The 21,578-nt window shown below is 70.2% G+C and carries 23 protein-coding genes; 13 read left to right on the top strand and 10 right to left on the bottom strand.

Annotated features, from left to right (window positions below):
* Positions 1 to 142 precede the first annotated feature (142 nt).
* The 4 genes from sucD to ACOZ38_RS05955 all read right to left on the bottom strand — a co-directional run bounded on the left by sucD (position 143) and on the right by ACOZ38_RS05955 (position 3,206).
* Positions 143 to 1,030 carry a succinate--CoA ligase subunit alpha gene (gene sucD / locus ACOZ38_RS05970; RefSeq protein ID WP_405144694.1) on the bottom strand — a complete coding sequence of 296 codons (888 nt, stop codon included), beginning with the start codon at positions 1,028 to 1,030 and terminating at the stop codon, positions 143 to 145.
* On the bottom strand, positions 1,030 to 2,208 hold the full coding sequence (gene sucC, locus ACOZ38_RS05965; protein ID WP_405144693.1) for an ADP-forming succinate--CoA ligase subunit beta: 1,179 nt from the start codon (positions 2,206 to 2,208) through the stop codon (positions 1,030 to 1,032). The genes sucD and sucC overlap by 1 nt, the downstream gene beginning before the upstream one ends.
* 291 nt (positions 2,209 to 2,499) lie before the next feature.
* Positions 2,500 to 2,766, bottom strand: a complete 267-nt coding sequence (locus tag ACOZ38_RS05960; RefSeq protein ID WP_424529135.1) for a zinc ribbon domain-containing protein — start codon at positions 2,764 to 2,766, stop codon at positions 2,500 to 2,502.
* A complete protein-coding gene (locus tag ACOZ38_RS05955) occupies positions 2,763 to 3,206 on the bottom strand; it encodes a MarR family winged helix-turn-helix transcriptional regulator (protein ID WP_424529134.1) in 444 nt (147 codons plus the stop codon). Before ACOZ38_RS05955 ends, ACOZ38_RS05960 begins: the two co-directional genes overlap by 4 nt.
* A 153-nt stretch (positions 3,207 to 3,359) precedes the next feature.
* Between ACOZ38_RS05955 and ACOZ38_RS05950 the strand changes: the two genes are divergently transcribed.
* From ACOZ38_RS05950 to ACOZ38_RS05940, 3 genes are read left to right on the top strand one after another with little or no spacing between them, the layout of a single operon-like run.
* Positions 3,360 to 4,241, top strand: coding sequence for a hypothetical protein (locus ACOZ38_RS05950; RefSeq protein WP_424529133.1), 882 nt, complete (start codon positions 3,360 to 3,362; stop codon positions 4,239 to 4,241).
* 39 nt (positions 4,242 to 4,280) lie between these two features.
* Entirely contained in the window at positions 4,281 to 5,168 is an 888-nt protein-coding gene (locus ACOZ38_RS05945) for a hypothetical protein (protein WP_424529132.1), read from the top strand.
* Positions 5,169 to 5,190: 22 nt separating this feature from the next.
* On the top strand, positions 5,191 to 6,078 hold the full coding sequence (locus tag ACOZ38_RS05940) for a hypothetical protein (RefSeq protein ID WP_424529131.1): 888 nt from the start codon (positions 5,191 to 5,193) through the stop codon (positions 6,076 to 6,078).
* Positions 6,079 to 6,141: 63 nt separating this feature from the next.
* Here ACOZ38_RS05940 and pcrA read toward each other — a convergent pair whose 3' ends face one another.
* Positions 6,142 to 8,382, bottom strand: coding sequence for a DNA helicase PcrA (gene pcrA, locus ACOZ38_RS05935; RefSeq protein ID WP_424536961.1), 2,241 nt, complete (start codon positions 8,380 to 8,382; stop codon positions 6,142 to 6,144).
* A 166-nt stretch (positions 8,383 to 8,548) separates the two neighbouring features.
* On the opposite strand from pcrA, the gene ACOZ38_RS05930 reads away from it, so the two are divergent.
* Entirely contained in the window at positions 8,549 to 9,277 is a 729-nt protein-coding gene (locus tag ACOZ38_RS05930; RefSeq protein ID WP_424536960.1) for a PIG-L deacetylase family protein, read from the top strand.
* Here ACOZ38_RS05930 and ACOZ38_RS05925 read toward each other — a convergent pair.
* From ACOZ38_RS05925 to ACOZ38_RS05905, 5 genes are read right to left on the bottom strand one after another with little or no spacing between them, the layout of a single operon-like run.
* On the bottom strand, positions 9,241 to 10,047 hold the full coding sequence (locus tag ACOZ38_RS05925; protein ID WP_424529130.1) for a lysostaphin resistance A-like protein: 807 nt from the start codon (positions 10,045 to 10,047) through the stop codon (positions 9,241 to 9,243). The genes ACOZ38_RS05930 and ACOZ38_RS05925 overlap by 37 nt on opposite strands.
* Entirely contained in the window at positions 10,044 to 10,427 is a 384-nt protein-coding gene (locus ACOZ38_RS05920; protein ID WP_424529129.1) for a WhiB family transcriptional regulator, read from the bottom strand. Before ACOZ38_RS05920 ends, ACOZ38_RS05925 begins: the two co-directional genes overlap by 4 nt.
* Positions 10,421 to 11,107: a neutral zinc metallopeptidase gene (locus ACOZ38_RS05915; RefSeq protein ID WP_424529128.1), complete on the bottom strand. Its 687-nt coding sequence runs from the start codon at positions 11,105 to 11,107 to the stop codon at positions 10,421 to 10,423. Before ACOZ38_RS05915 ends, ACOZ38_RS05920 begins: the two co-directional genes overlap by 7 nt.
* A gap of 46 nt (positions 11,108 to 11,153) precedes the next feature.
* Positions 11,154 to 11,786, bottom strand: a complete 633-nt coding sequence (locus tag ACOZ38_RS05910) for a response regulator (protein ID WP_424529127.1) — start codon at positions 11,784 to 11,786, stop codon at positions 11,154 to 11,156.
* 37 nt (positions 11,787 to 11,823) lie between these two features.
* Positions 11,824 to 13,011 carry a PspC domain-containing protein gene (locus ACOZ38_RS05905; protein ID WP_424529126.1) on the bottom strand — a complete coding sequence of 396 codons (1,188 nt, stop codon included), beginning with the start codon at positions 13,009 to 13,011 and terminating at the stop codon, positions 11,824 to 11,826.
* A gap of 187 nt (positions 13,012 to 13,198) precedes the next feature.
* Between ACOZ38_RS05905 and ACOZ38_RS05900 the strand changes: the two genes are divergently transcribed.
* The 9 genes from ACOZ38_RS05900 to ACOZ38_RS05860 all read left to right on the top strand — a co-directional run bounded on the left by ACOZ38_RS05900 (position 13,199) and on the right by ACOZ38_RS05860 (position 21,477).
* The gene (locus ACOZ38_RS05900) at positions 13,199 to 14,719 is read left to right on the top strand and encodes a PspC domain-containing protein (RefSeq protein ID WP_424529125.1); all 1,521 of its coding nucleotides are present in this window, start codon (positions 13,199 to 13,201) and stop codon (positions 14,717 to 14,719) included.
* Positions 14,709 to 14,885: a hypothetical protein gene (locus ACOZ38_RS05895; protein WP_405144674.1), complete on the top strand. Its 177-nt coding sequence runs from the start codon at positions 14,709 to 14,711 to the stop codon at positions 14,883 to 14,885. Before ACOZ38_RS05900 ends, ACOZ38_RS05895 begins: the two co-directional genes overlap by 11 nt.
* A gap of 41 nt (positions 14,886 to 14,926) precedes the next feature.
* On the top strand, positions 14,927 to 15,523 hold the full coding sequence (locus ACOZ38_RS05890) for a CGNR zinc finger domain-containing protein (protein WP_424529124.1): 597 nt from the start codon (positions 14,927 to 14,929) through the stop codon (positions 15,521 to 15,523).
* A 110-nt stretch (positions 15,524 to 15,633) separates the two neighbouring features.
* Positions 15,634 to 16,077 carry a VOC family protein gene (locus tag ACOZ38_RS05885; protein WP_424529123.1) on the top strand — a complete coding sequence of 148 codons (444 nt, stop codon included), beginning with the start codon at positions 15,634 to 15,636 and terminating at the stop codon, positions 16,075 to 16,077.
* On the top strand, positions 16,077 to 16,970 hold the full coding sequence (locus ACOZ38_RS05880) for a pyridoxamine 5'-phosphate oxidase family protein (RefSeq protein WP_424529122.1): 894 nt from the start codon (positions 16,077 to 16,079) through the stop codon (positions 16,968 to 16,970). The genes ACOZ38_RS05885 and ACOZ38_RS05880 overlap by 1 nt, the downstream gene beginning before the upstream one ends.
* The gene (locus ACOZ38_RS05875) at positions 16,967 to 17,419 is read left to right on the top strand and encodes a nuclear transport factor 2 family protein (protein WP_424529121.1); all 453 of its coding nucleotides are present in this window, start codon (positions 16,967 to 16,969) and stop codon (positions 17,417 to 17,419) included. Before ACOZ38_RS05880 ends, ACOZ38_RS05875 begins: the two co-directional genes overlap by 4 nt.
* A 208-nt stretch (positions 17,420 to 17,627) precedes the next feature.
* The gene (locus ACOZ38_RS05870; RefSeq protein ID WP_424529120.1) at positions 17,628 to 18,119 is read left to right on the top strand and encodes a (2Fe-2S)-binding protein; all 492 of its coding nucleotides are present in this window, start codon (positions 17,628 to 17,630) and stop codon (positions 18,117 to 18,119) included.
* 50 nt (positions 18,120 to 18,169) lie between these two features.
* On the top strand, positions 18,170 to 20,521 hold the full coding sequence (locus ACOZ38_RS05865) for a xanthine dehydrogenase family protein molybdopterin-binding subunit (protein ID WP_424536959.1): 2,352 nt from the start codon (positions 18,170 to 18,172) through the stop codon (positions 20,519 to 20,521).
* Positions 20,518 to 21,477, top strand: a complete 960-nt coding sequence (locus tag ACOZ38_RS05860; protein WP_424529119.1) for an FAD binding domain-containing protein — start codon at positions 20,518 to 20,520, stop codon at positions 21,475 to 21,477. The genes ACOZ38_RS05865 and ACOZ38_RS05860 overlap by 4 nt, the downstream gene beginning before the upstream one ends.
* The last annotated feature ends 101 nt before the right edge of the window (positions 21,478 to 21,578 follow it).

Raw genomic sequence — 21,578 nt, 5'->3', positions numbered from 1 at the left:
ACGCCCCCGGCGTGCCTACCACGCCCGCGTGTCGCCCCCTTTGTCCCCAGACCGATCAAGCGTCCGTTCTCCGGATCGTGAGCGGACGCGAAGAACGCCCGGTCGGTGACCGGGCGTTCTTCGCGTAACTGGGAATGAGACGTCAGCGGGAGCGCATGACCTCGCGCATGAGGCGGGCGGTCTCGCTGGGGGTCTTGCCGACGCGGACGCCGACCTTCTCCAGGGCTTCCTTCTTGGCCTGGGCGGTGCCCGCGGAACCGGAGACGATGGCCCCGGCGTGACCCATGGTCTTGCCCTCCGGGGCGGTGAACCCCGCCACGTAGGCCACGACCGGCTTGGTCACGTGCTCCTCGATGTAGGCCGCCGCGCGCTCCTCGGCGTCCCCGCCGATCTCGCCGATCATCACGATCGCCTCGGTGCCGGGGTCGGCCTGGAAGGCCTCCAGCGCGTCGATGTGCGTCGTGCCGATCACCGGGTCGCCCCCGATGCCCACCGCCGTGGAGAACCCGATGTCCCGCAGCTCGTACATCAGCTGGTAGGTCAGCGTGCCCGACTTGCTCACCAGGCCGATGCGGCCCGCCGAGGTGATGTCGGCCGGGATGATGCCGGCGTTGGAGGCGCCGGGCGAGGCGATGCCGGGGCAGTTCGGCCCGATGATGCGGGTCTTGGCGCCCTTGGAGATCGCGTAGGCCCAGAACTCGGTGCTGTCGTGGACCGGCACGCCCTCGGTGATGACGACGGCGAGCGGGATCTCGGCGTCGATCGCCTCGATGACGGCGGACTTGGTGCCCGCCGGCGGGACGAAGATCACGGTGACGTCGGCGCCGGTGGCGGCCATGGCCTCGGCCACGGTCGCGAAGACCGGGAGCTCGACGCCGTCGAAGTCAACGGTCGTGCCGGCCTTGCGGGGGTTCGTACCGCCGACGACCTTGGCACCGGCCTTGAGCATGCGACGGGTGTGCTTCGACCCCTCGGACCCCGTGATGCCCTGGACGATGATCTTGCTGTTCTCGGTCAGCCAGATTGCCATTACGCACCTACCGCAGCGAGCTCGGCGGCGCGCTTGGCCGCTTCGTCCATCGTGTCGACGAGTTCGACGCGGGCCAGTGCCGCGTCGGACAGGATCTGCCGCCCGAGGGTGGCGTTGTTGCCGTCCAGCCGGACGACGAGGGGGTGGGTCACGGTCTCGCCCCGGTCGTCGAGCAGCTTGAAGGCCGAGACGATGCCGTTCGCGACCGCGTCACACGAGGTGATGCCGCCGAAGACGTTCACGAACACCGACTTGACGCTCGGGTCGGAAAGGACGATCTCCAGGCCGTTGGCCATGACCTCCGCCGAGGCGCCGCCGCCGATGTCGAGGAAGTTGGCCGGCTTCTGCCCGCCGAACTGCTCGCCCGCGTAGGCGACGACGTCGAGGGTCGACATGACCAGGCCCGCGCCGTTGCCGATGATGCCGACGGAACCGTCGAGCTTGACGTAGTTGAGGTCCTTCTCCTTGGCCCTGGCCTCGAGCGGGTCCTCCGCGGCCTTGTCGGCGTAGGAGCCGTGCTCGGCCTGGCGGAAGGAGGCGTTGTCGTCGAGGGTGACCTTGCCGTCGAGCGCCTTCACCTGACCGTCCTGGGTCAGGATCATGGGGTTCACCTCGACCAGCGTGGCGTCCTCGTCGACGAAGACGGCCCAGATCTTCTCGATGATGTCGGCGGCGCCGTCGAGGGCCGCCTCGGGCAGGCCGCCCGCCTGCGCGATCGCACGGGCCCGGTCGCGGTCGACGCCGGTCAGCGGGGAGACCGGGATCTGGGCGACCTTGTCGGGCGACGTGTGCGCGACCTCTTCGATCTCCATGCCGCCCGCGGCGGAGCAGATGGCGAGGAAGGTGCGGTTCGCGCGGTCGAGCAGGAAGGAGAAGTAGTACTCCTCCGCGATCGCGCTGGCCTCCTCGACGAGGACCTTGTGGACCGTGTGACCCTTGATGTCCATGCCGAGGATGTCGGTGGCCTTCTGCTCGGCGTCAGCGGCGTCGGAGGCGACCTTGACGCCTCCGGCCTTGCCTCTGCCCCCGGTCTTGACCTGGGCCTTGACGACAACGCGACCGGTCAGCTGCTCCGCTGCCGCGCGTGCCTCCTCCACGGTGTGCGCGACGACGCCGCGCGGCACCGGGATGCCATATTCCGCGAAGAGCTCCTTCGCCTGATGTTCGAACAGGTCCACGAGGGTCCGTCCTTGCTTGTCCGGCTGACTTCTTCTCTACGTTGAGGACCAGACCTCGGGGCACCCGCGATCTGCCGGAAGCCTGGCCTCAGAAGCCTAGCCGCCACCGGGACCTGGAACGCTCGCCGGGGGGCCTTTAACCCGTGGCAGTGGGTAATGAGATACGGCAAATTTCCACAAATTTCACAAAAGGCCGCCCTGACCCGCTTTTGTCATGACCGGTACTACTTACTCCCGAGCCGGCGCCGGGTCGCCCCCACTCCGGCCGGGGATGTCACTTCGCTTTCGCCTCTATCGCGCCTCTTCGCGAAGCGCCGGATGGTCGCGCCAGGCGGGCAGCGTGCGCATGTACGCCTTGGTGGCCGTCTCGGCCTCGGCGCGCGACTGGCCGGTGCGCTGGGTCTGCCACTGCACCATCCGCTCGAACCGCTCCTCGAACGGCTGCAGGGTCCCCTCGGGCGCGCAGTGCGCGCACCAGGCGCCGTCCGGGTGGCCGGGCGCGTGGTCCTCGGCGGTCGCCATCGGCATCCCGCAGCTCTCGCAGGTCTCGACGCTCATCTTTCTTCCTCTCCGAGAAGGGCCCGCAGTCCTTCCACGAGCCCTCGCCTTTCCTGTTCTGTCATCCGCCTCACCGCCCGCGCCAGCGCGTCGTCCTCCAGGACTCTCGGACGCACGGCCGCCGCGGCCGTACGGCCCTCGTCGGTCACCCAGACGAAGACGCGGCGCCGGTCGCGCTCGTCCCTGATGCGGGCGACCAGCCCGCGCTCCTCGACCCGGTCGACGAGCTCGGTGGTCGCGGCCCTGGACAGGCGTAGGTGCTCGGCCAGCTCTCCCACGGTGAGCGGGCCCGAGGCGGTCAGGTGCCCGAGGACGGCGTGCATCCGGGCGGTCAGCCCCGATCCGGCCACGGGCCGGGCCGACGCCTTGAACCGCCGATAGATCGCCGGATACAGCCGGGCGATCTCCGCGGCCGCCTCTTTCTCCTCCATGGCCCCCATAAAGTTCGCACCTTGATATTTCGTACACGAACCTTAATTCGCCCAGAAGCCATCTGTCCAGTACGAGTCGTGATTTTCCCGTGATCTTGACTCGGGAGAATGCTCGAACCCTCGACGACGGGGAGAGGGTCTTACAACGGGAGGAACCCCCCAATGAGGCGATTGATCGCCCTAGCCGCGACCGCTCTGGTGGCACCCGCGCTGGCAATGGCCGCGCCGTCCACCGCGCACGCGGCCTCCACCACCGCGAAGGCGGCCCCCAAGAACGCGGTAGACGCCCTGCGGCTGCAGTTCGCGAAGAAGACCACCGTCCGCTTGGACGAGGACACGCGCATGAAGCTCGACGGCAAGGACCTGTTCCGGTACCGCCAGGTGGGCGTCCTGCGCTTCGGGAAGTCGGGTGTCGACGCCTACGACACCAAGACCATCTCGAACTTCGGCGGCGAGGGCGGCGACTCCACCGTCCGCATCGTCGTCGTCGACGGCAAGGCCTACATGAAGAGCCCGCTGTACGACGACCTCCTGCCCGCCGGCCGGACCTGGGTGCGCACCAGCGCCCCCTCGGGCGGGAACAGCACCAGCAGCCTGATCGACGTCCTCCAGCCCAAGGTGCTGAAGGCCGTCCTCGGGAGCACGAAGGCCAAGGGGAACGGCGGCAAGGTCGGCGGCGCCAGGACCACCCTGCTCCGCGGCTCCATCACGCTGGCCCAGCTCGCCAAGGTCTCGCCGACGGTCGCCGACCTCGCCAAGTCGCTCAAGACCAAGAAGACCGTCACGCTGCCCTGGAAGATGTGGGTCGGAGGCGACCAGCTTCCCCGCCGGTTCCAGACCGTCTTCCCGCTGTCCACCAACCCGCTCATCGGCGACATCTCCATCACCACCGACGCCCGCTTCACCTCCTGGGGCGGCAAGGTCGCCATCAAGGCGCCCCCGGCCGACCTCGTCATCGACGAGAAGGACCTCGAAGGCGACCTTCCCGAGACGACCCCCGACTTCACCACCACCATCACCGGCATGGCCACGCGGGAGCGCTGAGCGCTCGCCCCCAGCCATCCAGCAGAGGAAGAATTGTCCATGAGGCGATTGATCGCCGCACTCACCGGAGTCGCCGCGGCCGTGCTGATCGCTCCGGCGACCGCTACCACCGCGAACGCGCAGGCCAAGGCCGCCACTCCTCTCGACGCGCTCACCCAGCGGCTCGTCAAGGACCACGGCATCAAAGTGACCAGCCGCTACATCCTCGGGTGGAAAGGCAAGACGGAACTCGACTGGCGAGAGAGCGGCAGCGTCCAGCTCGGCCCAGCCGGGATCGTCGCGTCGGACACGACAGGCAGGTACGCCCGGTACCCCGACCGCAAGCAGGCCAAGGAGATGGCGAAGCCAGGCCGCATCCTCGCCCTCCAGAACGCCACCTACGCTTCAGGCCCGTACTACGAATCCTGCCTGCCCGAGGGGAAGACCTGGATCCGGTACACGGGCGAGCATGCCCTCGTACCCGGCCCATCGACCTTGGTGGACATCCTCGACCGCCGGTCGTACAAGGCCCTGCTCGCCACCACCTCGGTCAAGCGTCCCGGCGGAAAGGTGGACGGAACGGCGACCACGCTGTACACCGGCTCCATCGCCTACGGCACGGTGTACAAGCTTTCCCCGGTGCTCCAGAAGATGCCAGGCTGGAAGCCGAACTCCGCCCTGGCGAAGGTCAAGGTGGGCTGGAAGCTGTGGCTCGGGAAGGATCTACTCGCCCGTCGCCTCATCACCACGTTCGAGCTGAAGGCGGGCCGCGACTTCTCATCATGGAAGAACGTCGTGGACACCAAGTACTCGTCGTGGGGGGCGAAGGTCTCTCTGACGGCACCTTCCGCCGGCGAGGTGGTCGACGAGAACGACCTCGGCACCGACCTTCCGGACAGCCGTGATCTCACCACGATGGTCCCGAGCATGGCCTCACCCGAGCGCTGATCGCCCCACAGGACGGAAGCTCATGATCAAACGATGGGGCGCCCGGCTCACCGGAGTGGTCGCGGCGGCACTGATCGCGCCGGCGCTGGCCACCGCCGCAAACGCCCAGGCCAAGCCCGCCGACCCCGTTGACGCACTGCACAAGCAGTTCGTCGCGGGCCACGGGGTAAAGGTCAGCCACCACGCCACACTGACGAGGGCCGGGAAGCCCCTGATGGAGGAGTTCACGACCGGGAAGCTCGGGTTCGCGCGCTCCGGCATCGTCTCCTCGGACCTCACCAGCAGGTATCACCTGAGCGGTGCGGAGTTCGAAGGGCTCGAAGATCTGCAGATGCCGGTCCGGCAGATCGGTGTAGGCGGCAAGACCTATGCCAGCGGGGAGACCTACAAGCCCTACCTCCCCGTGGGCATGAGCTGGGTGCGGTACGCCGGGACGCCGTTCGCGACGCAGACGGCCCTCGCGCCCGACGCCGACCTCGCCCAGCGCCGGACGTACGAGGGGTTGCTGGCCACCGCCAAGGTGAAGAAGCCCGGCGGCGTCATCGACGGGACCGCCACCACGGTCTACGCCGGCACGATCACGGCGGCCAGGCTGCGGGAGCTGTCCCCCGCGACGAAGAAGCGTCCTGGCGGCCTCTCGGAGACCGCCACCAAGGTCGACTGGAAGCTCTGGCTGGGACGCGACCTGCTTCCCCGCAGGTTCTCCGTCACCCGCGTCGATCACGACAAGGAGTTCGGCGAAGTCAAGCAGGTGACCACGTCGAACTACTCCTCGTGGAGGGCGAAGGTCGTCATCACGGCTCCGCCCGCCTGGGAGGTCGTCGACGCGAAGGACCTTCCCAAGGAGCCCTTCACCCTGCCGGACCCGACGTTCGCGGTTCTCCCGGACGCGGCCGGCGACACGCAATAGGCGGCAGGACCGCTGACGACCAAGGCCCGGTGACCGAAGTCACCGGGCCTTTCGTGTCGGCCCTCAGAGCTTTTCGAGGGGGGCGTAGGCGAGGAGGAGGGTCTTCTCGCCGCCGGAGCCGAAGTCGATCTTGACCTTGGTCTTCTCGGCCATGCCGTCGACGGTCACCACGGTGCCGAGCCCGAAGGTGTCGTGGGAGACGCGGTCGCCCGGGCTGAGGTTCGGGATCACCCGACCGCCGGCCTTCTTGGGGGCGGGAGCCGTGCGGCTCTGGCGCGAGGTCGCGGCGCTCCAGGCGCTCTTCTCGGGATCGCTGCGCCAGTCGAGCAGGTCGGACGGCACCTCGGCGAGGAACCTGGACGCGGGGTTGAACGCGGGAGACCCCCACGAGCTGCGGACGGCGGCACGCGAGACGTAGAGCCGCTGCTGGGCCCGGGTGATGCCGACATAGGCCAGGCGGCGCTCCTCCTCCAGCTCACGCGGCTCGCCGAGGGACCGCATGTGGGGGAAGACGCCGTCCTCCAGGCCGGTGAGGAACACCACGGGGAACTCCAGCCCCTTCGCGGTGTGCAGGGTCATCAGCGTGACGACGCCCTGGTGGTCCTCGCCCTCGGGGATCTGGTCGGCGTCGGCCACCAGCGAGACCTGCTCCAGGAAGTCGACGAGCGTGCCCTCGGGGTTGGCCTCCTCGAACTCCTGGGCCACGGAGATGAGCTCGTTGAGGTTCTCCAGCCTGCTCTCGTCCTGCGGGTCGCCCGAGGTCTCCAGCTCGGTGCGGTAGCCCGTGCTGGACAGGACCTCCTCGGCCAGCTCGGAGATCGGCAGCTCCTTGCTCCGCAGGTCGTCGAGCAGCGCGACGAACTCCCTGATCGCGTTGAGGGAACGGGTGGCCAGGCCGGGGGCCTCGTCCGCCCGCCGGAGCGCCTCCCAGAAGCCGACGCGCTCACGGCCCGCGAACGCCTCGACCATCGCCTCCGCCCGGTCGCCGATGCCGCGCTTGGGAACGTTGAGCACGCGCCGCAGCGACACCATGTCGGTGGGGTTCGCGAGCACCCGGAGGTAGGCCAGCAGGTCGCGGACCTCCCTGCGCTCGTAGAACCGCACGCCACCGACCACCTTGTACGGCAGGCCGGTGCGGATGAAGATCTCCTCGAACACACGGGAGGCGGCGTTGGTGCGGTAGAAGACCGCCACCTGGCCGGGCGTCACGTCGTCCTCGTCGGAGAGCCGGTCGACCTCCTGGGCGACGAACATGGCCTCGTCGTGCTCGTTGTCGGCGACATACCCGATGATCTTGGGGCCGGCGCCCTGGTCGGACCAGAGGTTCTTGGGCTTGCGGCTCTCGTTGCGCGAGATCACTGCGTTGGCGGCCGACAGGATCGTCTGGGTGGAGCGGTAGTTCTGCTCGAGGAGGATCGTGCGGGCGTCCGGATAGTCGCGCTCGAACTCCAGGATGTTGCGGATCGACGCGCCGCGGAAGGCGTAGATCGACTGGTCGGCGTCGCCGACCACGCACAGCTCGGCGGGGTCGACGGAACCCCGCACGAGGTCGCCGTCGGCGGTGCGCACCTCTGGCCGGCCCACGAGCTCTCTGACCAGGATGTACTGCGCGTGGTTGGTGTCCTGGTACTCGTCGACCATGACGTGGCGGAACCGGCGGCGGTAGTGCTCGGCCACCTCGGGGAAGAGCTGGAAGAGCGTGACCGTGAGCATGATGATGTCGTCGAAGTCCATCGCGCCGGCCTCGGTGAGCCTGCGCTGGTAGCCGCGGTAGGCCTCGGCGAGCGTGCGCTCCAGATGCGTCTGCGCCTTCTCGGCGGCCGTCTCGTAGTCGATCAGCTCGTTCTTGAGGTTGCTGACCTGCGCGGAGAACGAGCGCGGGGGGTAGCGCTTGGGGTCGAGGTCGAGCTCGCGGCAGACCATCGCCATCAGCCGCTGGGAGTCGGCCTGGTCGTAGATGGAGAAGCTGGAGGTGAACCCCAGCCGCTTGGCCTCCCTGCGCAGGATGCGGACGCAGGCGCTGTGGAAGGTCATCACCCACATGGCCTTGGACCTCGGGCCGATGAGCTTGTCGACCCGCTCCTTCATCTCTCTGGCGGCCTTGTTGGTGAAGGTGATCGCGAGGATCTCCTGCGGCTGCACGTCGCGCTCGGAGAGCAGGTAGGCGATGCGGTGGGTGAGCACACGTGTCTTCCCCGAGCCGGCACCCGCGACGATCAGGAGCGGGCTGCCCGCGTGGACGACGGCGTCACGCTGCTGCGGGTTGAGCCCGTCGAGCAGCGGATGATCAACGGTGGGGTTCATGGCTCGGGTCGACACGCCCCTAGATTATGGCCGCCCACCGACACTGGCAGCCTGTTCGGGCACCGCCCCCGCCGCCGGACGGCCCGACCGGCCGGGCATTGGGCCCTCAAGCTGGAAATATCGAGAGATGGTCAATTGTTCACCGCCCTGTGAACCGAGGAGGACGATCGTGACCGCACTTGACGACGCCGACATCAGCACGATTCTCGTGGTGACCGCGCACCCTGACGACGTGGACTTCGGGGCGGCGGGCACGGTCGCGACGTTCACCGACAAGGGTATCCACGTCGTGTACTGCATCGTGACCGACGGCGACGCCGGTGGGTTCGACCGCGCCCTGGACAACGGCGGCATGGCCGCGCTGCGGCGGGCCGAGCAGACCGAGGCCGCCAGGCGGGTCGGGGTGAAGGACCTGCGTTTCCTCGGATACGCCGACGGCACCGTGGAACCGACGCTCGGCCTGCGCCGCGACATCGCCCGGGTGATCCGCCAGGTCCGTCCCGACCGGGTCATCACCTCCTCGCCCGAGCGCAACTACGCCCGCATCGGGCCGAGCCATCCCGACCACCGGGCGGTCGGCGGCGCGACGCTGGACGCGGTCTACCCCGACGCGCGCAACCCGTACGCGTTCCCCGAACTCCTCGTGGAGGAGGGCCTGGAGGCATGGACGGCCCGCGAGGTGTGGCTCACGGGCGGCCCGACGCCGAACCACTACGTGGACATCACCTCGGCCGTGGACCGCAAGATCGCGGCCCTGCGGGCGCACGAGAGCCAGGTCGCCCACCTGGACACGCTGGAGGACTTCGTCAAGGGCTGGCTCTCGGCCACCGCCCAGGCCGCCGGGCTTCCCGAGGGCAGCTACGCCGAGGGCTTCCAGGTCGTCCCGACCGGCTGAGGGCTCCGGCCGCCCAACCGGTCCAGACGCCTCGCGGTCCTGGCGGCGAGGAACCCGAGCGAGTTCGTGGCCAGGTGGAACAGGGACGGCGCGGGCAGCCCCCCGCGCCGCCGTAGCTCGTGGAAGAACACCCCCGCGAGCCCCGTGGACACGACGGACCCCACGACGAGCCGGGCCGCGCCGTCACCGCGAGAGCCCCCGTCGGCGAGGCCGCCGAGCGCGGGGTTGGCAGCCGCCATGTCCATGGCCGGGAGGATGTGCCAGAGCCCGAAGAGGGCCGAGGATCCCGCGACGGCCACCCCCGCACCGTACGAGCGGCGCAGCACTGCGGGCAGCACTCCCCTGAACCCGACCTCCTCCAGCAGGACCGTGCCCAGCGGGACCTGGACCAGGACCTCCTCCGCGAGGCGGGCGCGCGACAGCCCGAGCGCCCGCTCGTCGCGGAAGAAACGCCGGGTGCGGGGCAGCAGGACGCCGCCGGTGTACACCGTGGCCACGGCGCCCGCGAGCGCCGCACCGATCTTCACGCCCCTGGCGCCGCCCTCGAACCCGATCTCGGCCCAGGACAGGCCCGACCGCCGGGCCAGGACGACCAGCGTGCCCGCCGCCAGGGCCGAGGTCACCGGCGCGAGCCGCCGGGCGACGCGGTTGTTCAGCACGTTGGCCACCACGAGCACGCCCACGGCGGCGGGCAGGAGGCGCGGATCGTCACGCGCCGGAAGCTGATCAGCCGTACCCAAGGCCGTGACGCGCCGGGAAGCCCGTGTCATGAGGCGGCGCGCTGTCTCCAGCCACGGGGGAAGCGCAGGCTGCGGCGCTCGGCCGTGGTGAGGCCGCCCCAGATGCCCTCGGGCTCCCCCGCGCGCACGGCATAGGCGCGGCACTCGGCGATCACCGGGCACGTGGCGCAGATGGCCTTGGCCCGCGCCTCCTGATCGGGGAACGGGGCGTCGGGGAAGAACAGCTCGGGATCGGCCCCCCGGCAGGATCCCCGGGCCGCCCAGCCGGCCCCGCGGACGAATTCAGTAGCCATGACCACCTCCCTGGCCTGCGTCTGCACCGCCAGGCTACGGGCCGCCCCGGGACGGCACATCCATCTGACGGCGTATCCGGGAACCTCGCCGGTCCGCATCTCGGCGTATGTCAGCATGCGTCGACGCCACTGTTGTAGCCGGTGGCGAACGCCTGCTGGCGCTGGACCGGGGTGCCGTGGGCGTCCTCCCGCCACCACGCCTCGCTCGGGTCGCCCGCCGCCGCGAGATTGGTGAGCAGCTCGGCCTCGTCGCCGCTCTCGGCCTCCAGCATCCTGGCGTCGATCATGCCCCTCAGCGCGCCGCCCGCGTAGCAGTCGGCCTGGAGCTCGCGCTGGATGCTCAGGCTGAAGTCGCGCATGAGCTGCGCCTGGATGGCATGGCCCAGCTCGTGGGGGATGATCACGTATACCGCCCCGTCGCCCATCTTGTCGTAGAGCGAGCGCATCCACGCCTCGTCGTACGCGACGAAGTGCCCGACCGGGCAGTAGAAGGCGTTGCCCGGCACGGCGGGCTGGCCGCCGCAGGCGGGACCGTTCTCCCCGGAGTACGCCATGAACCCCTGCAGAGGACGGTAGATCCTGCCCGAGGCCTGGAACCGCTGCTGCCAGTAGCGCTCGGTGAAGGTGCGCGCGAGCTGGACGTCCTCCTCGAACGTCTGCCCGAGGGCCAGGGGCGACCCGGACGCCTTGGGCGAGGGGCTCGGCGCGGAGATCTGGTCCTTCCCCGAGCCCAGGGACGAGCAGCCCGCCGCGAGCACGGCTGCGAGTAAGAGCGGCAGAAGCGCGCGAGTGGTCACCCGGCCAATCTTGGCCGACCCGTCACGCTCCCGCCCGGGCATTGGTCTACACGAGACGCCGGGCGGTGGCCCAGCGAGACAGCTCGTGACGGTTGGAGAGCTGGAGTTTACGCAGGACCGAGGAGACGTGGGTCTCGACCGTCTTCACCGAGATGAAGAGCTCCTTCGCGATCTCCTTGTACGCGTAACCCCGCGCGATCAGCCGCAGCACCTCGCGCTCGCGCGTGGTCAGGGAGTCGAGCTCGGGATCGATGGAGGGCGCCTCTGTGGAGGCGAAGGCGTCCAGCACGAACCCGGCCAGGCGGGGAGAGAACACCGCGTCGCCCTCCGACACCCGGACGATCGCGTCGGTCAGCTCACGTCCGCTGATCGTCTTGGTGACGTACCCCCGGGCGCCGCCGCGGATGACGCCGATCACGTCCTCGGCCGCGTCGGAGACCGAGAGCGCCAGGAAGCGGACGGAGGACCCCGAGCCGAGCACCCGGCGCAGCACCTCCTGGCCGCCGCCTCCGGGCATGTGGACGTCGAGCAGGATCACGTCGGGCTTGAGCGCCTCGATGGCCGAGACCGCGGACTCGACGTCCTCGGCCTCCCCGACCACCTCGATCTGGGAGCCCAGCTCCGCGCGCACCCCGGACCGGAAGAGCCGGTGGTCGTCCACGATCAGTACCTTGACCATACTCACGGCTCCCTCGAACACCGGGTCAGATCGTGGATCACGACTGCTCCCGCTTCATCGTCAGCATTACTTCGGTTCCCTCGCCAGGCCCGGTCTTGATCCGCGCGCTGCCGCCATGGCGCTCCATACGGCCGATGATCGACTGTCGGATGCCCATACGGTCGTCGGGAACGTCCTCCATATTGAAACCCTTGCCGCGGTCCCTGACGAACACGGTGATCTCGCCCGCCTCCACCTCCGCGTAGACGGAGATCACCGGCGCCTCGGCGTACTTCGCCGCGTTGACCATGGCCTGCCGCGCCGCGTGCAGCATGGCGCGGAGCCCGTCGTCCAGGTCGCAGTCGCCCACGCAGACGATCTCGATGGGCACGCCGTGCTCGTCCTCGATCTCGGCGGCCACCCGGCGCACGGCGGCGGCGAGGGACACATCGGCGTCCGCCTTGGGCTGGTAGAGCCAGTTGCGCAGCTCGCGCTCCTGCGAGCGGGCCAGCCGCGTGACCTCGAAGGGGTCGCCCGCGTTGCGCTGGATGAGCGTGAGAGTGTGCAGCACCGAGTCGTGGACGTGCGCGGCCATCTCGGCGCGCTCCTCCTGCCGGATGCGCTCGCGGCGCTCCCTCTGGAGCTCCTTCCACAGGCCGGCGAGCCAGGGCGCCGCGATCAGCGCGATGCCGCCGACCACGACGGCGGTGAACATCAGCCCCGGGCCGGCGTCGGCGATCTTGCCCTGGGCCGCCAGGAAGCCGATCGCGCCGACGATCACGAGAAGCAGCCCGAGGGCGGTGCGGATCCACGACCGCCGCACCTGCCGCACCGCGTCGGTCATCCAGCGCTGGCGGTGGCGGGGCTCGGCCTGCTGCCAGAGGATCAGGCTGCCGATGCCGCCCACGGCGATCGACCAGGTGCCGATGCCCCCGGTGGACGCGCCCGTGAGCCGGCCGAAAGCCGTGAGGGCCATGCCGAGCACGCCGTACGCGGCCACCTGGCCCCAGTCGCGGCCCGGCGGCTCCCCTTCGTACTGCTCGCGCGGTGTGAACATCCACAGCGCGGCGTACGCGAGCAGGCCCAGCCCGTCGAGGACGCTGAGCAGCACGAAGGCCAGCCGCAGCACGACAGGGTCGAGCCGGAGCTGGGCGGCGGCGCCTTGGGCGACGCCCGCGACGAGCCGGCCTCGCATCGGCCGGACCATGCGCGGGTACGCCTCGGGAATGGTGGGGGTCTCAGACATCTCTTGAGCATCGTCACACGTGAAAGGGGCATCGTGCATCAGGGCGCTCCCTGACTCCTGCCCTGAGGGGTCCGGGACGAGTCAGGGGTCTCCCGGATGGTGAGCGGGACCTGTCCGCGGCCACGATGGAGCCATGACCGAAGCAGGCAGTCCCGACACGACGCTGGAGCCAGGTAGCTTCCCATCTGTGGATGAGGAGCGTGTGCTCAAGCGTACTGACGAGGGGCGCATGCTCACGGGGGTGTGCGCCGGGCTCGGCCGCTACACGGGGATGGATCCGGTGATCTTCCGCGTGGGCTTCGCCGCCCTGGTCGTGGGGTCCGGCATCGGCATCATGCTGTACGTCGCGGCGTTCCTGCTGATGAGGAGCCCGAACGGCGGCCCGGGGTACGCCGAGCAGTGGAGCCGCAGGGTCTTCGACACCGAGACCGTGATGGCGTTGCTGGCTGCGGTCTTCGCGGTGGGCCTGATCATCAACCTGGCGGCCGACGGCATCAGCACCGCGACGGTCGTCGTGGGCACGCTGCTGGCGATCGCCCTGCTGGCGGCGCACGCACGCGGCGTCGATCTGCTGGCCCTGGCCAGGAGCCTGCCTGAGCGTCTCAGGGGAAAGCGCGGCACCCGACCGGTCCCCGAGCACTGGGCGAACGCTCCTGTGGGGGGCCGTCCGTTCTCATCGGCTCCGGGCGCGCCTTTCACCTCGTCCTTCGCCGCGCCTCCGCCCGCCCCGCCGCCGGCCCCACCCGCCGACGCGGTCCCTGGCGCCGGCGCGAGGCCGGGCATGGGGCAGGAGTACCGCCGGCTGTCCGACCTGGCCAAGGATGCGCAGGACGCTCCGCCCAGGGTGGAAGACGCCCCCATGGCACCGCCTCCCCCGGCGGCGCCGCCGGCTCCCGTCGTACCGGAGAGTGCGGTCCCACCAGTTTCGTCGCGATACGGGCCTGTCCGGTTGGGTTCGGGGGGCTTCGACTCCTCGGGTGAGCCGTTCGCCCCGCGCGGTCCCTACAGCCGGTACGCGCCGCCCCAGCCGTACGAGCCGCACGACTGGGGTTACGGGAGAGGCGGCGCCGGCCTGGCAAGGCCCGACCGCCCGAAGCGGCCGAAGTCCTTCATCGGCGCGCTCACGATGCTCGTCGCGCTCGTGGTCGGAGGGATCATGGTGGCCACCCAGTCGTCCTCCAGCACGTTCAACCTGCCGGTGGTAGGTGGGGTCGTACTCATCACGATCGGCGCCGGGCTGCTGATCGCGACCTGGTTCGGCCGGGGCGCGGGCCTGGTGGCGACCGGCACGATCATGTCTCTTCTCCTGGTGGCGGGGTCGACGGTGAACGGTATTCCGAAGAAGATCGGCAGCTACACGTGGGAGCCGGTCGACAGCTCGCAGGCCGTGCGCTCGTACTCGGTGGGCATCGGCGACGGCACCCTCGACCTGCGCGGGACCAAGCTCGCGCCCGGGTCGCGCACCCGGTTCGACGCCTCGGTGTCCATCGGGGAGCTCAAGATCATCGTGCCCCGCACCGCCCGCGTGGAGGTGTTCGGCTACACGAGGCTGGGGGACGTGAAGATCGAGCACACGGTGCAGGGCGGCGCGGACGTCCACCACGACAAGGTGCTCGAACCCGACGTGACCCCGTCCGGCACCGTGCCGGTCATCGAGCTGCACGTCAAGGCCGGCATCGGCGACGTGGAGGTGCACCGTGCGGCATAGGACCGACTGGCTGTCGCTGCTCGCGGGCCTGCTGTTCATCGGCATCGGCATCCGCTACCTGACCCCGCCCACACCCGACACGCTGGTCATGGCGCTGATCCTCGTCTTCGGGCTCGGCTTCGCCGGGTTCGTGGGCATCATCGCCAAAGCGGTGCGCAAGCGCTGACCCTAACGGAACACAGGCTGCGGGCGCGTTAGGATGGACGGATGCCCGAGCCCCTGGTCCTGCTGTTCACCCAGACGATCCGGGCGAGCCGGCTGAACCGCGGCGAGATCTCGGACGCCCTCGCCGACACGGACGGCCTGACCGCGTGGGTCAGGGACCACGCCGGCGAGCTCGGAGTCGACCCCGCCCGCTTCACCGCGAGCGACTCCCTGCGCGACGAGGTGGTCGAGCTCCGGCAGGCCGTACGGGCGCTGTTCGCCAGGGCCGTGACACCCGGGCCGCCCAGCTCCGCGGACTTCGCGCGGCTCCCGAAGTTCACCGATGCGCTCGCCACGGTGAACGCGGCGGCGATGGCCGTGCCCCTGGCCCGGAGCCTCGAATGGCCGGAGGACGCGGACCCCGTCGCGACAACCGTGCCCGCCACCCCGGCGAGCGAGTCCGTACGGCTGCGCGCGGCGCTGGCCACGGCGGCGATCGAGTTCCTCGCGAGCCCCGACCGGCACAGGCTCAGGTCGTGCCCGGCGCCCCGCTGCGTGCTGTATTTCGTCAAGGACCACGCCCGCCAGGAGTGGTGCTCGGTCACCTGCGGCAACCGCGCCAGGGCCGCCCGCCACTATCGCCAGCACCGCGACGACTGACCAGTTCTAACGGATTGATTCATCGCCATCCGTTAGGTTACGCTCGCCTAGATGTCCTAACGGAACCACACCAGTGATTCCGTTACAAGTCTCGGGTGAAGGGCGACCACATGGCTTTCCAGATCGGGCATGCCGGCCTCAATGTGACCGACCTCGACAGGGCCAAGCAGTTCTACCAGCGCGTCTTCGGCTTCGACCTCAACTTCGAGTCCACGGAGGGCGACCGGCGGTACGCCTCCCTCGGCTACGACGGCATCTCGATGCTGACCCTCTGGCAGCAGAGCGAGGGCCGCTTCGCGACCGGCCTTCCCGGCCTGCACCACGTCGCCTTCCAGGCGCCCGACATGGACGCCGTGCGCCGCGCGGAGGCCACGCTCCGGGAGATCGGCGTGGAGTTCGCCTACGAGGGGGTCGTCCCGCACGCCAAGGGAAGGCAGTCCGGCGGCGTCTTCTTCCGGGACCCGGACGGCATCCGCGTGGAGATCTTCGCCCCAACCGGCGCCGAAGCGCTGACGGCCCCCGTGGAGGACGCCCCGACCTGCGGGTTCTTCTGATGGAGCACGCCGGCGAACTGCTGCTGCAACGCCGGGCCGGCATCACCAAGCCTCTGGGCTCGGCCCGGGCGCGCCCCGAGATCCCGCCCGCGGCGGCGGCCTTCCTCCGGGCCCAGCGCATGCTGGTCATCGGAAGCCCGGATGACCGGGGGCGCGTCTGGGCGGGCACGCTCACCGGGCCCGAGGGGTTCGCCGACCCGGTGGGCGAGCGGCTGATCGAGATCGGCGCGCTGCCCGCCGGTCCCCTCGCCGGGCTGTTCGAGGAGGACCACGACATCGGGATCCTGGGCATCGAGCCCGCAACCCGTCGGCGTATGCGGGCGAACGGCCGGGCGCGCCGCGAAGGAGACCGCCTGGTCGTGCGCACCGAGCAGGTCTACTCCAACTGCCCCAAGTACCTCCAGAAGCGCGAGCCTGCCCCCGCCGAGACCCTGGCGAAGGGGCCTGTCACCACCGGGGACCGGCTCACCCAAGCCCAGCGGCGCTGGATCGGCACGGCCGACACCTTCTTCGTCGCCACCCACGTGGACGGGCTGGGCAGCGACGTCTCCCACCGGGGAGGCAACCCCGGGTTCGTCCGGGTGGCAGGCGACCGGCGGCTCTCCTGGCCCGAGTACCCCGGCAACCTCATGTTCATGACCCTTGGGAACCTGCGGCTCAACGCCGCCTGCGGGCTGCTCTTCCTCGATTGGGAGAGCGGGCACGGGCTGCACCTCACCGGCCGGGCGGCCATCGCGGGCGACGGGGTCGCCTTCGAGGTGGACGAGGTCGTGGAGGTGCCGGGGGAAGTGCCGCTGACCTGGAGGTTCATCGAGTTCTCACCGCTCAACCCAGAGGTTTCGTTCCCCGCCGAGGCCGGTATCGATCAAGTCCTAGGGGAGGACCGCCGATGACATCTCTGACACCGCCGTTCACGGACGAGACCGCGCCGATGAAGGTCCAGGCGGCCGAGGACGCCTGGAACACCCGCGACCCGCACCGCGTCGCCCTCGCCTACACTCCCGACTCGGTCTGGCGCAACCGCTCCGAGTTCGTGACCGGGCGCGACGAGATCACCGAGTTCCTCACCCGCAAGTGGTCCAGGGAGCTCGACTACGCGCTGCGCAAGGAGCTGTGGGCGTTCACCGGCGACCGCATCGCCGTGCGCTTCCAGTACGAGTGCCACGACGCGAGCGGGCAGTGGTGGCGCAGCTACGGCAACGAGCTGTGGGAGTTCGACGAGCACGGCCTGATGCGCCGCCGCGAGGCCAGCATCAACGACCTGCCGATCGACGAGAAGGACCGCCGGATCTTCGGCCCCCGCCCTCCCGAGGAGCACGGCCGGCCGTTCCCCCTCGCCTGAGGGCGCCCGAGAGGGTTTTACCGGCACGGGGGTTGACCCGGGATATCAGGAGCGTACTTTCGCATTTGTCGGTTCTCACCATCCACTCCACTCATCCGTTGGTGCGCAGGCCACTCTCACCGTCACTCTGCCGAAGGCCACCTCCATCGAGGTTCGCCCTGGTCAGCGCACGGCAATAGATCAACCGGCCTGCGCGCCTGGAGGGCAAATGACCCGGATCTCCGTCACCGTCGACGGCGTCACGTACGAGGAGGAGGTGGAGCCACGCCTGCTCCTCGTCCACTTCCTGCGTGATCGGCTGGGAAAGACCGGCACGCCGATCGGCTGCGACACGAGCAACTGCGGCGCCTGCACCGTCATGCTGGACGGCAGGACCGTGAAGAGCTGCTCCGTCCTCGCCGTCCAGGCGGACGAGGGCGACGTCCTCACCGTCGAGGGCCTGTCCTCCGGCGGCCGGTGGCACCCCATGCAGCAGGCCTTCCACGAGGAGCACGCGCTTCAGTGCGGCTACTGCACCCCGGGCATGATCATGGCGGCCATCGACCTGCTGAAGGACGACCCCGACCCCTCCGACGAGGCGATCCGCGAGGGGCTGGAGGGCAACCTCTGCCGGTGTACCGGCTACTGCAACATCGTCCGGGCCGTACGGCGGGGCGCGCAGAGCATGAGCGGCCAGGAAGAAGCGGTGAGCGGCCGATGACCGAGGAACTCGACGCCGGATTCGTGGCGCGGCGGATCGCCGAGGGCGACATGCTCAGCGAGCCCGCCCCCGGCAGGCACGAGGTCGGCGCGGCCCGCCGGCGCAAGGAGGACGCGCGGCTGGTCACCGGGCGCACCCAGTGGACCGACAACATCCAGCTCCCCGGCATGCTGTACGTGGCGTTCCTGCGCAGCCCGATGGCGCACGCCCGCGTCACCCGGGTGGACACCTCCGCCGCCCGGAGCAGGCCCGGGGTCGTCGCGGCGTTCAGCGGCCGTGATCTCGCGGGCGAGCAGGGCAGCCTGCCGTGCGCATGGCCCGTCACCGAGGACATCGTCATCCCCGACCACCCGCCGATGGCGGTGGACGAGGTGCGGTACGCGGGCGAGGCCGTGGCCTGCGTCGTCGCGACCGACCGGTACAAGGCGACGGACGCGCTGGAGGCCATCGAGATCGACTACGAGCCCCTGCCCGCCGTCCTCGACATGACCGAGGCACTGAAGGAGGACGGCCCCAAGGTCCACGAGGAGGGCAACCGGGCGTTCGTCTGGAAGTTCGCGCAGGGCGACATCGACGCGGCCTTCCGCGACGCACCCGTGATCGTCGAGCGCACGTTCGTCCAGCAGCGGCTCATCCCCTCGGCGATGGAGCCGAGAGCGGTGGTCGCGCAGACCGACGGCGACTCCTTCACCCTGCACTCGTCCACGCAGATCCCGCACATCCTGCGGATCATGCTGGCGCAGGTCACCGGGATCCCCGAGCACAAGCTGCGCGTGGTCGCGCCCGACGTGGGCGGCGGGTTCGGCTCCAAGCTGCAGGTCACCGCCGAGGAGGTGCTGCTGCTCCTGCTGACCAGGCGGCTCGGCAAGCCGGTCAAGTGGACCGAGTCGCGGTCGGAGGGCAACCTGACCGTCCACCACGGCCGCGACCAGCTCCAGCGCGTCTCCGTGGCCGCCGACGCCGAGGGCCGCCTCAGGGGCCTGCGGGTGGACCTCCTGGCCGACATGGGCGCCTACCTGATGCTGATCACTCCCGGCATCCCGATCCTCGGCGCGTTCATGTACAACGGCATCTACAAGATGGACGCCTACGACTTCACCGCCACGGGCGTGTTCACCACCAAGATGCCGACCGACGCCTACCGAGGCGCGGGCCGTCCCGAGGCGACGTTCGCCATCGAGCGGATCATGGACGAGCTGGCCGCCGAGCTGTCCCTGGACCCCATCGAGGTACGGCGGCGCAACTGGATCGCCCACGAGGAGTTCCCGTACACCACGATCGCCGGCCTGACCTACGACTCGGGGAACTACGAGGCCGCGACGGACAAGGCGCTGTCCCTGTTCGGGTACGACAAGCTGCGGGCCGAGCAGGCGGACCGGCGCGACCGGGGCGACGCCGTCCAGCTCGGCATCGGCGTCTCCACCTTCACCGAGATGTGCGGCCTCGCGCCCAGCCGGGTGCTCGGCTCGCTCAGCTACGGCGCGGGCGGGTGGGAGCACGCGTCCGTGCGCATGCTGCCGACCGGCAAGGTGGAGGTCGTGACCGGCACCAGCCCGCACGGGCAGGGCCACGAGACGGCCTGGAGCCAGATCGTGGCCGACGCCCTCAGCGTGCCCTTCGACGACGTCTCGGTCCTGCACGGCGACACTTCGATCTCCCACAAGGGCATGGACACCTACGGCTCCCGCTCGCTGGTGGTCGGCGGCGTCGCCGTGCTCCAGGCCTGCGACAAGGTCAGGGAGAAGGCCAAGGTCATCGCCGCCCACCTGCTGGAGGCGTCCGCCGACGACATCGAGTTCGCCGGAGGCTCGTTCAAGGTGCGCGGCACAGGCTCGGGCAGGACCATCCAGGAGGTGGCGCTGGCGACCTTCGCCGCCCACGACCTCCCCGACGGCGTCGAGGCGAGCCTGGACTCCGACGCCACCTACGACCCTGACAACTTCTCGTTCCCGCACGGCACTCACCTGTGCGCGGTCGAGGTCGACACCGAGACCGGGGCCACCAAGATCAGGTCGTACGTCGCGGTGGACGACGTGGGCAACGTGGTCAATCCGCTGATCGTGGAGGGGCAGGTCCATGGCGGCCTGGCCCAGGGCATCGCCCAGGCGCTGTTCGAGGAGGCCGTCTACGACACCGAGGGCAACCTGCTCACGACGACGATGGCGGACTACCTGCTGCCGTCGGCGTCCGACCTGCCCGACTTCGTCACCGACAGGACCGAGACGGCCGCCACCTCCAACCCGCTCGGCGTCAAAGGCGTCGGCGAGGCGGGGACGATCGCCTCGACGCCCGCCGTGGTCAACGCGATCGTCGACGCGCTCCGCCCGTACGGGGTGAACGACGTGCGAATGCCCTGCAGTCCAGAACGGGTATGGCGAGCTGTGCAGGGAGCCACCTCATGATCCCCGCTTCCTTCGACTACGTCCGCCCGTCGTCGCTCGGTGAGGCCGTGGAGGTGCTCGCGGACGCCGGAGACGAGGCCAAGGTGCTCTCCGGAGGGCAGTCGCTGCTGCCGCTGCTTCGGCTGCGACTGGCCTATCCGAGCCTGCTCGTCGACGTCGGGCGGCTGGACGAGCTGCGCGGCATCCGCGACGAGGACGGCCACGTCCGCATCGGGGCCGCCACCACGCACGACGAGGTGGTCCGCTCGCCGCTCGTCAACGCCGAGTGCCCGCTCGTGGCACTGACCACCGCGACCGTCGCCGACCCGGCCGTACGGCACCGGGGCACGTTCGGCGGCTCGCTGGCCCACGCCGACCCGGCCGGTGACCTGCCGGCCGTGGCCATCGCGCTGGACATGGAGTTCGTGATCCACTCCACGTCCGGGGAGCGGGTCGTGGCGGCGCGGGACTTCTTCGCCGACTACCTGGAGACGGCTCTCGAACCGGGCGAGATCCTCACCGCGATCCGGGTGCCCAAGCTGGGTGAGGGCTGGGGCTTCCACTACGAGAAGTTCCACCGCACCGCCCAGGCCTGGGCGATCGTCGGCGTCGCGGCGGCCGTACGGGTCTCCGGCGGGACGGACGGCGACCCCCGCCGCATCGAGGAGGCCCGCGTGGGCCTGACCAACATGGGCCCGACCCCCGTACGGGCCACTCAGGTCGAGTCGGCGGTCACCGGCGCCGAGCTGAACGGCTCCGCTGGCCTGTACGGCTCCACGGCGAACGGCTCGGGCGGCGCCAATGGTTCGGAGCGGCACCACGGCCCGAACCGGGGGGACGCCCTGCGGGAGGCGGCCGCCCAGGCGGCCGAGGGCACCTCGCCGCCGGCCGACCTGCACGCCGCCCCCGACTACCGCAGACACCTCGCCCGGGTCCTGACCCACCGCGCCCTGGTCACCGCCGCGGCGAGCCTCTGACCTGCCGGCCAAAGGCGCCGTGTCCGCCCACCCTGGGGACGCGGCGCCCTGATTCCAACAGACGGGAAGTTCGCACAGTCCACGGTTGAAAATCATCGACC

Origin of the sequence: Sphaerisporangium viridialbum, from assembly GCF_049674955.1 — a bacterium.
Lineage (GTDB): Bacteria > Actinomycetota > Actinomycetes > Streptosporangiales > Streptosporangiaceae > Sphaerisporangium > Sphaerisporangium viridialbum.
This window is presented reverse-complemented; position numbering and strand designations above follow the sequence as displayed.